The sequence below is a fragment of the Sphingobacterium spiritivorum ATCC 33861 genome (assembly GCF_000143765.1).
GTDB classification, from domain to species: domain Bacteria; phylum Bacteroidota; class Bacteroidia; order Sphingobacteriales; family Sphingobacteriaceae; genus Sphingobacterium; species Sphingobacterium spiritivorum.
Window position 1 is genome coordinate 1,030,800 of record NZ_GL379770.1, and the last position, 15,612, is coordinate 1,046,411.

A 15,612-nucleotide genomic window follows, 5' to 3' on the forward strand; every position below is an offset into this window, starting at 1 on the left:
TGTTATTATGAGCTTAATTTGACTATATTTAGCCAAACTATGATTTTGAAATGATGAACCGAATTATTTTGATTCTTCCTGTTTTGTTTGTACTATTTTCCTGTCAATCAACTGAAAAGAAGAATGATCCTGCCCAGGATTCTGTAAGGAGCATTCAGCTGGATGCGCAGCAGGCCAGACGTATTCTGGACCTTCCTCTCCATTGTCTCACTACAGAATATCCGAATAAACTCGGACAGGTGATCGGTAGTGCACAGGACCTCAAAACACCCAAACAATTGAGACCTGTCTTCTATGGCTGTTTTGACTGGCATTCTTCTGTGCATGGGTATTGGTCTATTATCAAAATCTTGAAAATATATCCTGATCTGGATAAAGATGGTCATATTCGTCAGTTGCTGAATCAACATATTACTCCTGAAAATGTACAGGTAGAACTGGCTTTTTTTCAGGATAAAAATAACCTTGGCTTTGAGCGTACATATGGCTGGGCCTGGTTATTCAAACTGCAGGAAGAACTGTTGAGCTGGAACGATAAGGATGCCCTGCAGTGGGCAAAGAACCTGCAACCGTTAGTGGATATACTGGTAGATCGATATACAGCTTATCTACCTAAATTAGTCTACCCTATACGGTCGGGGCAACACGATAATTCTGCATTTGGTTTTTCGCTTTCACTGGATTATGCGAGAGCTGTTGGTAATAAAGAATTTGAAAATGTATTAGCCGGGCATGCGAAGCGCTTATATACTCAGGACAAGAATTGTGATCTGGCCTATGAACCAAGCGGATCTGATTTTCTGTCTCCCTGTCTGGAAGAGGCGTTTGTCATGAGTAAAATATTGCCGCAGGCAGCGTATAAAACCTGGTTAAAGTCTTTTATGCCACAATTGTTTGAAGCAGACTTCTCACTAAAACCGGCGGTCGTGAAAGATCGCACAGACGGCAAACTGGTTCATCTGGATGGTCTGAATTTCAGCCGTGCTAATTGTCTTAATGGTATTGCAAAGGCATTGCCTGAGCTGCATCATCTCAAAAGGGTAGGGCATGAGCACCTGGCTTTCTCGCTGCCTAATATTTCAAATGATGATTATATGGGCAGTCACTGGTTAGGCACATTCGCGCTCTATGCTATAGCACATCAGGATTAGGGAAGAGATAGGGAAGTCCCGATTTTGTATTTAACTATAAAAGCGCGGAAAGCAGCTGTATCTGTACGCAATATGTGTGAGCATGACAGCATTTGCTACATGTCCACGCATCTGTTTCATAGAATTTGACTTCTTTCGTCTCTAATGTAACTACCAATATGCCTGAAGTATACCCTAACATTACTGATCTTTTGCTTTGCTCAACATTGGTATGACTTACAGATGCAGTCGGTATACTCTATTTATTAATAGGTATCAGTACATTATTTTCCAGACGGAGTGCTGAAATAGTGATAGAGGTAAATCCATCCTCTTTGGAGACTATTCTGGAGAGATCCAATCCTCTTAGCGAAAATGCATGTAATAAGGCCGTACGGAAAGCACCTCTGGAACCCGGTCGGCCATGTTCCTGTAAATCCTGATTATTGACTTCTATTAATTCCTGAACGCTGTACTTTTGAAAGATTTCCAAAAAATCCTGATAAAGTTGAATCGGTGTTGACATACCATTTAAAATTAAAAAACGTTTAACCATAAATCGTATTCAGAACCTGGGTTTAAAATAAGTCGTGATTGACGTTTATTTTGGCAGACACCCGTATTATTTTACCACCGTGGTGACTCCACTCGGTTGGTATTGTTTCGAACAATTCTGAATACTCTACCAAAATTATAGACTTTATTTTAATAATCCAAATTTTTATTCATTAATATTTTCGGACCTGTTTGTTAATCTGCTTTTCGACAAAAGAGCAGGTCGGACAGAATCGGGTAGAAAGGTGTATATCCGATATCAAAAAATGCCTTTTTGATATAAAAAAATCAATTATTTTAAACAAAAACGTGGATTTGTTGTTTATTGAATATCTGGCATATGCCTAAACTTCTCACCTATGTATTTGCTCAAAATCGTATTTGGGCTTCAAAAAAATAAAAAATAAAATGAGTAAAACTATCATAGTTTCTAACAGACTTCCTATAAAAATAGAACGTACCAATCAGGGACTTAATTTCATGCCCAGCGAAGGAGGATTGGCCACAGGCTTAGGATCTATCTACAATACCGGAGGAAATATCTGGATAGGCTGGCCAGGTATCATTCCTGAAAATGAAACCGAGGAAAAGGAGATCAGAGCAAAATTAGAGACATTGAACCTTGTTCCTGTATTTCTTGATCAGGAGGAACTGGAAGGCTTTTATGAAGGTTTTTCAAATGAAGTTTTATGGCCGATTTGTCATTACCGCCCCAGTTACGCAGTATATGATGAAGCCAACTGGCAAACTTATCTGAATGTCAATCTCAAATTTTCAGATATTATCAAAAGTTACATGCAGGAAAATGATGAGATCTGGATACATGATTATCAGCTGATGTTGCTTCCAAGCCAGATAAGGGCTTTTAAAAACGAAATTTCTATTGCCTATTTTCAACATATTCCTTTTCCCTCGCACGAGTTGTTTCGTCTGATCCCCTGGCGAAATGAATTGCTGAATGGTTTACTGGGAGCAGATCTGATCGGATTTCATACGTTTAATGATTCGCAATATTTTATTGATGCCTGTTCGCATATTCTTGGCACTAAAAATAAGAACAACAGTTTACAACACGGTGGAAGAACTGTATTTGTAGAGGCTTATCCTATGGGTATAGATAACAGTAAGTTTGAAAAGCTGGCCAAAGAAAGTAGTATACGGGAGCGGGCAGAGACGATCAGAGATAATTTCCGGCATCGCAAAATTATTCTGTCCGTAGACCGTCTGGATTATAGTAAAGGAATATTGGAACGTATTCACGCCTTTGAAAACCTGCTGAAGGAATATCCGGCGTACATGAAAGAGGTAGTATATTACATGCTGGTCGTTCCTTCCAGAGATCAGGTGCCTCAGTATAAGATGCTAAAGGATGAAGTGGACCGCTCTGTAGGAAGAGTGAATGCTACATACGGTACAGAGGACTGGATTCCTATTACATATTTTTATAATTCTTATCCTATTGAAGAGTTATCTGCATTGTATGTTTCTGCTGATGTATGTCTGGTGACTCCTATACGGGACGGTATGAATCTGGTCTGTAAGGAATATATTGCCAGTCATCCGGAGCAACATGGGGTATTGGTATTGAGCGAGATGGCAGGCGCTGCACAGGAACTTCCGGATGCCCTGATTGTGAATCCGAATGACGCCTATAGTGTCGCTCAAAGTCTGATGCAGGCATTGGAAATGACAGAAGAAGAACAATCTGAGCGAATGGAAGCTATGCTGGAAAATGTTCGTAAGTTTAATATTCATCATTGGGTGAATCAGTTTCTGGAGAGACTTCGGGAGATCAAAGATTTGCAGGATAAGGAATTGTCCCGAAAAGTAGGTGACAGAATCAAGGAACAGATGTGTAAGCGCTATCGGAGTGCAGATAAACGCCTTATTTTATTAGACTATGACGGTACGTTGGTAGGGTTTAATAAAGAAGCTGAAAAGGCGACTCCTACACGTGAACTTTATCAGATTCTGGAACAGATTCGTGAAGACCCGAAAAATCTGGTCGTTATTATCAGCGGTCGTAAACATCAGACTTTGCAAACATGGTTTCTGGACAGGGATATGATTCTGGTGGGCGAACACGGAGCCTGGTCTAATTATCCGGACGGGAAATGGAAGGCTAAGAAAGGTCTGTCTACTGTCTGGAAAGATATTATAAAGAGAACAATGGTTAAATATGCCGATCGTACACCAGGTGCATTTGTGGAAGAAAAGAATTACTCTCTGGCCTGGCATTACCGGAAGGTGCAGAAGGGACTCGGGCGCCTGCGTGCACAGGAACTGATGGACAGACTGCGGTATATTGTCCCTAATTACGGAGTGCAGTTATTGGATGGGGATGATGTGATCGAGGTGAAGAATCCGGAGGTTAATAAGGGACGGGTAGCATTGGAGATCTATAAGGATTTTGAACCCGGATTTGTATTGGCTATCGGTGATGATATGACCGATGAAGATATGTTTGATGCACTCCCGGAAGACACCTTTACGATCAAGGTAGGCAATAAAGCATCAGCCGCGCGTTATTATATTGAGGGACAGCCGGAGGTATTACCCTTGCTGAATGATATCATGAACTGCAAAAATATATAAAGAATGAATCAGAACAGACATGTTTACAATACAGGAATTATAGGTAACTGTGCTTTTATTGCACATATTAATAAGGATACCAATATAGACTGGCTATGTTGGCCTTCTTTTGAAAATTCATTTGTCTTCGGAAGATTACTTGATCGGGAAAAAGGAGGGGAGTTTTCGATTACACCCGCCACAGGATCTTTTGAAAGTGTACAGACTTATATAGAGAACACTAATATTTTACAGACCATCATTACCACAGAGGAAGGTACCTATCAGGTTACGGATTTTGCTCCCCGCTTTGAACAATATAACAGATATTACAAACCGTTGATGCTGATTCGGAAGGTGGAAGTGATATCTGGTCGTCCACGGGTGCGTATCAACTGTCAGCCGGTATATGACTATGGTAAAGGGATGTTTGAGCGCCACAGAGGAAGCAATCATGTCGAATTTACCAACGATCAGGAAAAAATAAGGCTGACTACGAATGTACCGATCAGTCATTTTTTTTCGGATCTGCCATTGCCACTCAATGAAACAAAGTATCTGGTGCTCACATATGGAAGTTCTCTGGAAGCACCGTTGATAAAGACTTCTGAAGATTTCTTTCATAATACGAAGCGCTACTGGCGCAATTGGATTAAGAAGGCTTCTATTCCTCATTTCTACCAGAAAGAAGTGATACGCTCTGCTTTGGCACTGAAAATACACCAGTATGAAGATACGGGTGCTATTATTGCGTCAAGCACAACCAGTCTGCCTGAGCATCCGGGTAGCGGACGCAATTGGGACTACAGATATTGCTGGTTGCGGGATAGTTATTATGTACTGAATGCGCTGGAATATATCGGGCATTTTGAAGAAATGGAAAAATATGCTTCCTATATCACAGGCATCACACAGTCTGATCAGGGGCGACTGCAGCCGCTTTATGGTATTTTAGGACAGCATACTCTGACAGAACATACGCTTGACTATTTAACCGGATATCAGGGTAATCAACCTGTACGCATCGGGAATCAGGCCTATGAACATATTCAGAATGATGTGTACGGCCAGGCGATTATTGCTTTGCTTCCCTTATTTACCGATCATCGGTTTACATATAAGGAGCGGGCAGGGGTAGGGTATTGGCTGGATTACTTTCTGCAACGTATCGAAAGGACCATTGATGAAAAAGATGCCGGAATATGGGAGTTTCGCAATTTTGAGAATCATCACTGTTACAGTAACCTTTTTCAGTGGGCCGGCAGTGCAGCGGCATTGAAGATTGCCAGACAGATCGGTGATCAGGATATTATGGCGCGTGCACAAAAAATGATGGCAAAAGCTGCAGAATATATTGAAAGCTGTTATGATGAGGAACGCATGGTATATACGAGCGCAAGAGGAAGTTCAAATCTCGATGCCAGCACATTGCAGCTTATTATGATGCATTATCTGCATCCGGACAGTGAACGTGCCAAAAAACATTTGGAAGGACTGGAAAAGGAACTGAAAACGGAAGAAGGGTTATTTTATCGCTATCTGCATAAGGATGATTTTGGAAAGCCTAAATCTACATTTCTGATCTGTGCCTTCTGGTATGTGGAAGCACTGGCCTGTGTGGGACGTATTGAGGAAGCTCAGGAAATTTTTGAGAATCTGATGAAATATGGTAATCATTTGATGCTGTTCAGTGAGGATATTGATGAAGAGGACGGGAGCCAGTGGGGCAACTTTCCGCAAGCTTACAGTCATGTAGGATTAATGAACGCTGCATATCGTATAGCCATCAAACTCGATGAGCCGTTATTCCTAAAATAGTATTTCTGGATATTTTGTCATTTGAGACTGTCAACATGTCTTATAGGAGAAAAAAAACTGCTTTTGGAATATTCCTTGATGTTGCTTTCCTGTAAATTGATAAAATAAAAATAAGTATATATGAATACAGAAAAAGGAAGCATTTCAATACACACGGAAAATATTTTCCCTGTCATTAAGAAGTTTTTATATTCAGATAATGAGATCTTTTTGCGTGAATTGGTATCCAATGCCGTAGACGCATCACAAAAGATCAAAAGATTAGCTTCCCTTGGACAGTATCAGGGTGAGATCGGTGATCTGACGGTCGATGTCAAATTTGATGAGACTGCAAAGACTATCACGATCTCCGATAAAGGTATCGGGATGACTGCCGAGGAAGTAAAGAAATACATTAACCAGATTGCTTTTTCAGGAGCAACTGAATTTATGGAAAAATTCAAAGAAGCTAATGATGCTAACGAAATCATTGGACGCTTTGGATTAGGATTTTATTCTGCATTTATGGTGGCAGATACTGTAGAAATACAGACGCTGTCGTATCAGGATGGTGCTGAGCCGGCTAAATGGGTATGCGACGGAAGTACTTCGTATGAAATCTCTGAGGGTACACGCACAGAAAGAGGAACAGATATTATCCTGCATGTTAATGATGAATCTGCAGAGTTTTTGAACAAGGCTCGTCTGCAGGAGATATTGGATAAATATTGCCGTTTCTTACCGGTTCCTATCCGTTTCGGTACGAAAACTTCTTCTGAAGCTGACGGAGAGGATGAAGAAGGTAAACCAAAATACAAATCTGTAGAGGTTGACAATATCATCAATAATACACACCCGGCATGGACAAAAGCACCTTCGGAATTAAAAGATGAAGATTATCTGGCTTTTTACCGTGAATTGTATCCGTATTCTATGGATGAACCCTTATTCTGGATTCATCTGAACGTAGATTATCCGTTCAATCTGACGGGTATCTTGTATTTCCCTAAAATCAAAAATGAACTGGAGATTCAGCGTAACAAAATCAAATTGTATTCGCGTCAGGTATTTATTACAGACGAGGTAAAAGATATTGTACCTGAATTTTTGATGTTACTGCATGGTGTGATTGACTCTCCTGATATTCCGTTGAACGTATCACGTTCTTTCCTGCAGGCTGATGGTAATGTGAAGAAAATTAATAATTACATTACAAAAAAGGTTGCGGATAAGCTGCAGGAAATATTCAAATCAGACCGTAAAGGTTTTGAAGAAAAGTGGAACGATATCGGTCTGTTTATCAAATATGGTATGTTGAGTGATGAGAAATTTGCGGAAAAAGCTGCCGATTTCTGCTTGTTGAAAAATACAGATAACGATCACTTTACCATCAAGGAATATTACGAAAAAGTAAAAGATATACAAGTAGATAAAGATGGTAACATCGTCTATCTCTATACGCATGATAAAGCTCAGCAAGATAGCTTTATCGCTGCTGCAAAACAAAAAGGCTATGATGTCCTTGTGATGGATGGCCCGCTGGACACGCACTTTGTTTCTTATCTGGAGCAAAAAGGCGGTGAAAAAGTACAATTGAAGCGTGTAGATGCAGATGTAATTGACAAACTGATCCAGAAAGATGAAAAGCAGGAATTGACACTGTCTGAAGAAGAAGCTAAACAGGCTACAGGTGTATTTGAAAAAGCGATCAGCCGTCAGGATATGAAAGTTGAAGTGGAAGCTATGTCTGCTGATGAAGCTCCTGTATCTGTCACACTGGATGAATTTATGCGCCGTATGAAAGATATGGCAAAGACAGGTGGAGGTATGGGCTTCTATGGTACACTGCCGGATAACTATAAAGTAACAGTAAATGGCAATCATCCTCTGATCAAACGTATCCTTACATCTCCTGAAGCAGAAGCTGAACAACTGGCTAAACAGGCCTTTGATCTGGCATTATTGTCAAGAGGATTGCTGACAGGAGCGGATCTGACTGCCTTTGTCAAAAGAAGCGTAGAATTGATATAATGTTTATTTAAAAATAATTGCTTAATCCTCATTATGATAGAAAATAATGAGGATTTTTTTTGTCAAAACATTTGGAGAGTATCGCTATTTATTCTACTTTTGTGACATCAAATCAGACGGTGGTTTTAGCTCAGTTGGTTAGAGCGCCTGATTGTGGTTCAGGAGGTCGTGGGTTCGAGCCCCATATTCCACCCAAAAGGCAGAGATAAATTCTCTGCCTTTTTTGTTATATGCGGTTTTTACTTTTCCGGGCTGTTTCAATATTAAAGGATCATGGATCATGCCGAAAAGTTGGGGGTTGGTCATTAAGCATATAATTTCATTACCCGATATAGAAAGAATTGCGTATCTCTCACACCCCGAAAGACACTTCTGAATGTTTTTAGTTTAGCATTGAAGGACTCTCTTGTCATCAGCTGTTTGACCGTGTTACCATTAGATAGTATTTCAGGATCGTAAGGAATACCGCTTTTTAGTGGACCGGGTAATCTTCTTACTTTCTTCATCCAGCACCTTACAACGGTATCTGATACGTAGTTCCTGAACAGCATCATAAGCAAGTTTCTGCCCATGAAACCGATCGATAACCCTTCTGGCATTCTTAAAACATCTGCGGATAGCCTTGGCCATATTGGGAGCCAAATCCATCGTTACTTCCCTAACTTTGTTTCTTAGTCTAAGTGGGATACGCTCCAATACAGCTATAATATCCTCTGCCTTTGTTCCGCTGATGGTGGCCAGTAAAGTCCCCTTTCTTCCTTTTGAGGCTTTACTGCTTACGATTGTATAGAGTTCTCCATTACTTAAACTGGTCTCATCGATACTGAGTTGCTCAGATATGTTTTCAGGAAATACAATCCAGCACTCAGCATGATGTTTCTGATCCCAATCGTGGAAGTCGCTAAGGTGGTTCTTATACTGTTCCTGAAGTTGTTTGCCATCCAACTGGAACAGAAGCCCCAAAAGATGAGCACTGATAGGATAGTTATCCAAATATTCCCTTTAAAAAAAGCCCGAATTCCGTAGTAAATCGAGCCCCTTCCCGTATAACAATCCAACCTCCGCTTAATATGAAGGGTAACTTTCTGTCCACGAATGGGGAAGTCTTTGATCCGGGTAACAGGCATAAAGCCCTTGGATTCCAGTTTACTGTTTTCATAACCTGAAGGAGCTATAGCAAAACTGTTCCATAATTTGTTCTGTATTTCTTTTTGAAAAATTGAGAATTATTTGGCGAGAGGGGGGGTAATTAACTGAAGGTAAGCGGAATTGTCGAGCAGGGTAGGTTTATTAGAAAGGATTTATTACATTGCGAATGTTAATTAAATTATAGTTATTCAGTATGAAAATACATGGAATATTCATAGGTATAGATAGATTTTTATCTCCAAGCATTAATTGGCTTAATTGTGCTAGACGAGATGCAGTAGCTTTATATTCCTTATTTTCTGATAACCTCGATGGAGATTTTCATCTGATGTACGATGAAAATGCCACAAGAAGTACAATTGAGAACGGGGTTAAACACTTATGGGATTGCTCGGAAGATGATATCGTAATATTTTCTTTTTCAGGTCATGGAACTTCAACACATGAACTTGTTACATATGATACAGATGTTAAAAATATACCTTCTACTACGGTTTCTTTAGATTTATTATCTGAATGGTTTAAAAAAATCCCAGCCAAACAGCTGATTTGTATTATTGATTGTTGTTTTTCCGGTGGAATGGGAGCGAAGGCATTAGAGGTAAATTATTCTTCAAGAGAGTTAAGATCTGGAGAAGAATTGTTAAGCCAATTTTCAGGTAGTGGTCGAGTAATTTTAACTGCTTCTAAAGCGACTGAACCTGCATGGGAAAACGGAAAACTAGGTCATGGTCTATTAACTTATCATCTATTGGAAGCATTGCAAGGAGCGGAAGAAGTAAGAAAGGATAATAAAATAGGAATCTTCCGGCTACTTGAATATGTGACTTCAAGTGTTAGAAATTCAGCTGGTGAATTGGGTACTGAGCAAAATCCGATGCTGCTGGGGCATATTACCGAAGAAATTAGTTTTCCCATATTCAAACCAGGAAATCTATATAATGAAGCTTTTCCTGAAAGAAACTTCTGCTTAGCAGAAGCAAATATAGACTCTTTGCTCGGATTTGGTTATCCACCTGGTATTTTAAATGCATGGAAGTCCAAAATACCGTCTTTAAATCAGTTGCAAATAGATGCTATAAACGATTTTGGTATTTTACAGGGTAAGCATCTTGTCGTATCGGCACCAACTTCTTCGGGAAAGACGATGGTTGGGGAACTTGCTGCTATTTATGGTATTACACAACGGAAAAGAGCTGTATTCTTACTTCCTTTGAAAGCTTTGGTTAATGATAAACTAAAACATTTTGAAGAAACCTATGCATCTTTTGATATCAAAACTATAAAAGCAACAGGAGAAAGTACAACAGATGATATTATACCTTTGATGAAAGGACAGTATGACATTTGTTTGATGACTTATGAAAAGTTTTCAGCAATAATTTTAGCAAATCCTTATATTCTTAATCAGATAGGTACTATAGTGGTTGATGAAGCTCAAATGATTGCAGACAAAAACAGAGGAGTAAATTTAGAGTTTATCCTTACTCTATTGAAGCTCAAACGAAGAGAGGGTATTGAACCTCAGATTATTGCATTATCCGCTGTTATAGGGAACTTAAATGGTTTAGAAAGATGGTTAGGAGGTCGTTTGCTATTAAGGGAAGAACGTCCTGTTCCTTTAAATGAAGGAATAATAAAATCAAATGGACATTTCAGATATATAGAATCCGACACAGAAGTAGAGAATACAACGAATTTCATTACGCCTGAGTTTAGGAAAAGAAGTAGTCAAGATATTATTATACCCTTGGTTAGGAAATTAGTTAGTGAAGGTAAGAATGTTATAGTTTTCCGCGAAACAAAATCTGAGGCACAGTCATGTGCTGTATATCTTGCGGCTAATCTTGATTTACCTGCTGCTTCTGAAGCTATCAGATTATTACCTAAGCGAGATCCATCAGTTGCTACTGAGAAACTTAGACAGGTTTTGAATGGTGGTATTTCTTTTCATATTTCTGATCTTGATCCTGAGGAAAGGGCTGTAGTAGAGGAGCAGTTCAGAGATAGAAATTCCGGATTAAAAGTAATTGTTGCGACGACTACACTTGCAATGGGAGTAAACACTCCTGCGGAAGCAGTTATTGTTGCAGGATTAAAACACCCGGGCGATATTCCATATTCTGTGTCTGAATACAAGAATATCATAGGTAGAGCAGGAAGGTTAGGTTTTTCTGAAAGAGGATATTCTTTTTTAATTGCTTTAACTTCCATAGAGGAATACTCGTTTTGGCAAAATTTTATTAGAGCCAAACCTGAAGATATGCAATCTAATTTTATCTCAAGCGATACAGATTGTAGAGCTTTAATTTTAAGAGTTCTTTCGGCTTCCAGATCTAAGCAAGGAATGACCGAAAATGAAATTATAGGATTTTTAGTTGAAAGTTTTGGAGCTTATCAGGAAAAAATTAAATATGATAAATGGGATTGGGATCAAGATACTATTGGTGATGCTTTGGAAAAATTGGAATATCATCAATTGATTGAAATAGACGCTAATGGATTTTTTCATACAACACCAATTGGTAAAATTGCAGGGGAATCAGGTATTGAGCTAGAATCTGTCATCCGTTTTGTTGATGTCTTGAGACAAACATTACCTAATCAGTTGTATGGTCCAAATTTAATAGGGATTGCTCAACTTGCTACTGAGTTAGAACAGATATATATGCCTATGAATAAAAAAGGGCAATACAGAGAGTATCAGACATGGGGGAATGCTGTTAATACACAAGGAATAGCAGGTAATATTCTTAATAGCTATTCAAAATATTCAAAGGATCAAATTGAATTAACATTAAAATTAAAAAAAACAATTGCATGCTTGCTCTGGATTACAGATAAAAATGCTAACGAAATTGAGAATATTTTAATGCAACATCATTTTAACAAATCAGCGGTAGGATCAATAAGATCGGTTGTATCTCGAACTTGTGATTTGCTACCTGTAGTTTCTTCAATAGTCCAAATTCTTTATCCAAGTGTTGATATTAGTGACACTGTATCTAAGCTACTGGTGAGGTTGGAAATGGGAGTTCCATCTTCAATCAGAGATCTGGCTGAAAAAGTAAAAAGGACATTGAATAGAGGGGATTATCTTGAACTCTCCAAGAATGGGATTAATAGTGTAGATGATTTTATGGAAGCAGATGAAGAAAAATTAGTGAACATTATTTCAAAAGAAAAAGTTGAAGAGGCAAAATATAATATCAAACAAAGTATTCAAATGCAATCAGAGATTATAACAATATCTGACATTCCATTGTATGAAGAATAAGGTCTACAGATAAAAAAGGATATTTAAAAAGTATCAATTTGAAACAAAAAGATATACTAGAATTTTGGCGGGATGTCGAAGTTTTCGATTTGCCGGATTTGCACAGTGAAGCAAAACTGCTGCGGGAAGGTGATGAATTGCCTTGGTTTCGGTCAGATCGGTTGGAAAAGAAATATTATAAGTGGCGTTATACCCTTATTTTTGGTAAGATTGATAAAAAGGTGGTCGTTAATCATCTCAATGGTTTGTTAAAAGTTGAGGATACGAACGATTGGGAAGAACCTGTAAAGGGATTTAGTTGTTTATCAGCCCTGATATTAGATGAAGATGGGAATCCAGAGTATGACAGTTATTTGACAGCAAGTTATATTTTTGGTCTCAGGGCTATAGAGAAAAAATTAAATCTTTCTACTGTTTCAGTTGCCTTAGAGAAAGCACAGGAAGATTTTCTGGAACGATATAACTTTGGATCTGTAGATGCTGAATGGGAAGAAATGCCAAAAGGAGATATAGTCACCTGGCAATACCTCGCTAATGAAATTGCTTACTTGAAAAAACTGAGTCTGTGGTGGAAAGAGGATATTAAAGTCTTCATTGTTGAAGAACATGTTCCGAAAGACAGTGAACCAAATACCAGTTTTCTGAATAGTTTTTATCTTGAAGATCTCAATCATCTAAATACTCTAAAAGAAAAGGAATTGGGAATAGCTCTGCAATCTTATTTATCCCTTAGTCCTTCTGTGGAAAAGCGTAAAGATATCATACAAAGTAAAGCTATGCTGTTCCACAGTATTAATCCGGGACAGATACCAGCCGGTCGATGGCTATCCGACGTAAAATATGGACTGTATTCTGCTCAGGTCGGAGCTGTAAACACTATTTTTTCTAATCTTAGTGGTCAGGAAGGTTTACAGGGAGTCAATGGTCCTCCGGGTACAGGCAAAACAACCCTGTTACTTGATGTTGTAGCGAATATTGTTGTTGAACGGGCAAAAATACTTTCTTCGTTAGGGTGTGACGATATATTTGAAAAAGGCTATTTCAAAATAGAAAAAGAATCAGGGTATGATCGTTATACTTATACTCTGAATAAAGGTTTGAGAAATGATTTTGGTATTGTAGTAGCAAGCAACAACAATGCTGCGGTAGAGAATATCAGTAAAGAGCTTCCAATGAGGCGTAAGATTGATAATGTATCATTTCCTGAAGCAGGCTATTTTTCAAGATGTTCGCAAGGCTTAATCAATGAAGAGAGTTGGGGAGTGCTGGCGGCAGCTTTAGGTAATGCTAAGAATAGAAATGCTTTCAGAAAAGCTTTCTGGTTATCTCAGGATGAAGTGGAGCAGATCGGGTTTAATGACTTGCTGTATAGTATTTATCGGGATCCGGAAAATGATACAACAGCTTTACACAGAGAATCATTTAGAAATAGAAATAAGATATTCAAGGATCTGCTGAAAGAATTTGATGAATTCAGACAAGTAGCCTCTTCGTTTCATAACCAACTTTCACAATATATCAAAAACAGACAAAAGGAAGAAGAAGCCACTAAGGAACTGAATAGTATTGAAAAAAAGCTGTCTAAACTGTATATGGCTAAAAAGGATATACAGGAAAGAGAAAATTTTACAACACAGGATGCAAACCGATTACAGTCCGTACTAACACTACATCTACAACGCAAACCTCCCTTTTTCTTTTTCCAGAAGCTGTTTTCAACTTCCCGATACAAAAAGTGGAATACCGAATCAGAAGAACTTCTGAATAAATTAAAGCCAGTTAGTGAAAGGTTAGAAAATATTCGTAAAGAACAGATCAGCAATAGGGATGAAATAAAAGGACTTACTACTAAACAAGAGAAATATAAAGAGGAATTAGCCAACATTACTCTGTTCTTTGTAGCATATAAAAAGCTAAGAGATATATTGATTCAAAAGTATGAGATTGAGGAGAAAAATCTATGTGATATAGATTTTCTGCGAAAGGATCTGCATGATATACAATTATTGAATCCCTATCATTCTTCTAAGATTGCAAAACTAAGAGGGAATATCTTTAATACAGCTTTACAATTGCATCGTGACGCCATTCTTGCGAATGCAAAGAGCATTCGGAATAATTTGACCGCATTTTTTGAGATGACCGGAGGATGGGCAAGACTTAATCCTGATATCGCTCAAAATCTCTGGGATACACTTTTCTTGTGTGTACCTGTCGTCTCTACAGCATTAGCCTCTGTCAGCAAGCTATTTCCTAATACAGAAAAAAAACAAATCGGATGGCTGCTTATAGATGAAGCAGGGCAGGCTACTCCCCAGTCCGTAGCCGGAATTATACACCGCTCGAAACGTTGTGTAATCGTTGGAGATCCGTTGCAGGTGGAGCCGGTAGTAACTATGCCTGAAAAACTGGTAACTAAATTACGAAATGAACATGACGTGGCTGTAGACTGGTCTCCTTACAAAGTCTCTGTACAGCAGTTGGCGGATCGGGTATCAGAGTCTGGAACATATATGAGAGTAGGAGGGTCTGACGAAAAGATATGGACAGGTTTTCCATTACGTACACACAGAAGATGTGATAATCCGATGTTCACGATTGCGAATCAGATCGCATACAGTAATCAAATGGTAAAAGCGGTCAACGAGAATTCAACAGATAAATTTATCGGAGCATCTACATGGTTTCATGTAGAAAACTCTTCTGTACCATACAATAAGCATATAATTCTGGAAGAAATTGACGTGTTGAAAGCCAAAATTGTTGAATTATTGCAAACAGGTTATAAGGACGAAATTTATGTAATATCTCCCTTCAAATCCATTGCAAATTTCTGTGAACAGGAATTCCGTTTTCAGAAAAAAATCTCTTGTGGTACAATACACAAGTTTCAGGGAAAAGAAGCAGATATTGTATTTCTTGTTTTGGGTAGTGACCCCAAGTCTCAGGGAGCAAGAAACTGGGCTTCACAAAAGCCCAATATGTTGAATGTAGCACTGACGAGAGCCAAAAAACGGTTTTATGTCATAGGAAACAGAAAACTCTGGGCATCCTGTGACTACTTTAGAGAGATGGCATCTGGTTTAGGATAAATAATAA

The 15,612-nt window shown here is 38.6% G+C and carries 8 protein-coding genes, 1 tRNA gene and 1 riboswitch; of the genes, 7 read left to right on the forward strand and 2 right to left on the reverse strand.

Features of this window, described 5'->3' with window-relative positions; all coding sequences use genetic code 11:
• Window positions 1-50 precede the first annotated feature (50 nt).
• Window positions 51-1,151: a DUF2891 domain-containing protein gene (locus tag HMPREF0766_RS04465; RefSeq protein ID WP_002994084.1), complete on the forward strand. Its 1,101-nt coding sequence runs from the start codon at window positions 51-53 to the stop codon at window positions 1,149-1,151.
• Window positions 1,152-1,389: 238 nt separating this feature from the next.
• Here the strand turns inward: HMPREF0766_RS04465 and HMPREF0766_RS04470 are convergent, their stop codons facing one another.
• The gene (locus HMPREF0766_RS04470; protein ID WP_115388720.1) at window positions 1,390-1,656 is read right to left on the reverse strand and encodes a 5-oxoprolinase; all 267 of its coding nucleotides are present in this window, start codon (window positions 1,654-1,656) and stop codon (window positions 1,390-1,392) included.
• A 66-nt stretch (window positions 1,657-1,722) separates the two neighbouring features.
• A riboswitch (SAM-I-IV-variant riboswitch) is annotated at window positions 1,723-1,816 on the reverse strand.
• Window positions 1,817-2,093: 277 nt separating this feature from the next.
• Here HMPREF0766_RS04470 and HMPREF0766_RS04475 point away from each other — a divergent pair.
• The 4 genes from HMPREF0766_RS04475 to HMPREF0766_RS04490 all read left to right on the forward strand — a co-directional run bounded on the left by HMPREF0766_RS04475 (window position 2,094) and on the right by HMPREF0766_RS04490 (window position 8,281).
• Entirely contained in the window at window positions 2,094-4,280 is a 2,187-nt protein-coding gene (locus tag HMPREF0766_RS04475) for a bifunctional alpha,alpha-trehalose-phosphate synthase (UDP-forming)/trehalose-phosphatase (RefSeq protein ID WP_037459927.1), read from the forward strand.
• Window positions 4,281-4,283: 3 nt separating this feature from the next.
• Entirely contained in the window at window positions 4,284-6,077 is a 1,794-nt protein-coding gene (locus HMPREF0766_RS04480) for a glycoside hydrolase family 15 protein (protein WP_002994089.1), read from the forward strand.
• Between the two features lie 120 nt (window positions 6,078-6,197).
• A complete protein-coding gene (htpG, locus tag HMPREF0766_RS04485; RefSeq protein ID WP_002994090.1) occupies window positions 6,198-8,087 on the forward strand; it encodes a molecular chaperone HtpG in 1,890 nt (629 codons plus the stop codon).
• Between the two features lie 118 nt (window positions 8,088-8,205).
• Window positions 8,206-8,281, forward strand: a tRNA-His gene (locus HMPREF0766_RS04490).
• Between the two features lie 253 nt (window positions 8,282-8,534).
• On the opposite strand, the gene HMPREF0766_RS04495 is transcribed toward HMPREF0766_RS04490, so the two are convergent.
• On the reverse strand, window positions 8,535-9,080 hold the full coding sequence (locus tag HMPREF0766_RS04495) for an ISAon1 family transposase (protein WP_002994092.1): 546 nt from the start codon (window positions 9,078-9,080) through the stop codon (window positions 8,535-8,537).
• 349 nt (window positions 9,081-9,429) lie between these two features.
• Here HMPREF0766_RS04495 and HMPREF0766_RS04505 point away from each other — a divergent pair, with 349 nt between their 5' ends.
• The gene (locus HMPREF0766_RS04505) at window positions 9,430-12,513 is read left to right on the forward strand and encodes a DEAD/DEAH box helicase (RefSeq protein ID WP_002994093.1); all 3,084 of its coding nucleotides are present in this window, start codon (window positions 9,430-9,432) and stop codon (window positions 12,511-12,513) included.
• A gap of 38 nt (window positions 12,514-12,551) precedes the next feature.
• A complete protein-coding gene (locus HMPREF0766_RS04510; protein ID WP_002994094.1) occupies window positions 12,552-15,605 on the forward strand; it encodes a DEAD/DEAH box helicase in 3,054 nt (1,017 codons plus the stop codon).
• Window positions 15,606-15,612 lie beyond the last annotated feature (7 nt).

What these genes read in the sequence shown, in the direction of transcription:
- HMPREF0766_RS04505 (WP_002994093.1), top strand. Translation starts at nt 9,430, where the DNA reads ATGAAAATACATGGAATATTCATAGGTATAGATAGATTTTTATCTCCA.
- HMPREF0766_RS04480 (WP_002994089.1), top strand. Translation starts at nt 4,284, where the DNA reads ATGAATCAGAACAGACATGTTTACAATACAGGAATTATAGGTAACTGT.
- HMPREF0766_RS04465 (WP_002994084.1), top strand. Translation starts at nt 51, where the DNA reads ATGATGAACCGAATTATTTTGATTCTTCCTGTTTTGTTTGTACTATTT.
- HMPREF0766_RS04470 (WP_115388720.1), bottom strand. Translation starts at nt 1,656, where the DNA reads ATGTCAACACCGATTCAACTTTATCAGGATTTTTTGGAAATCTTTCAA.
- HMPREF0766_RS04475 (WP_037459927.1), top strand. Translation starts at nt 2,094, where the DNA reads ATGAGTAAAACTATCATAGTTTCTAACAGACTTCCTATAAAAATAGAA.
- htpG (WP_002994090.1), top strand. Translation starts at nt 6,198, where the DNA reads ATGAATACAGAAAAAGGAAGCATTTCAATACACACGGAAAATATTTTC.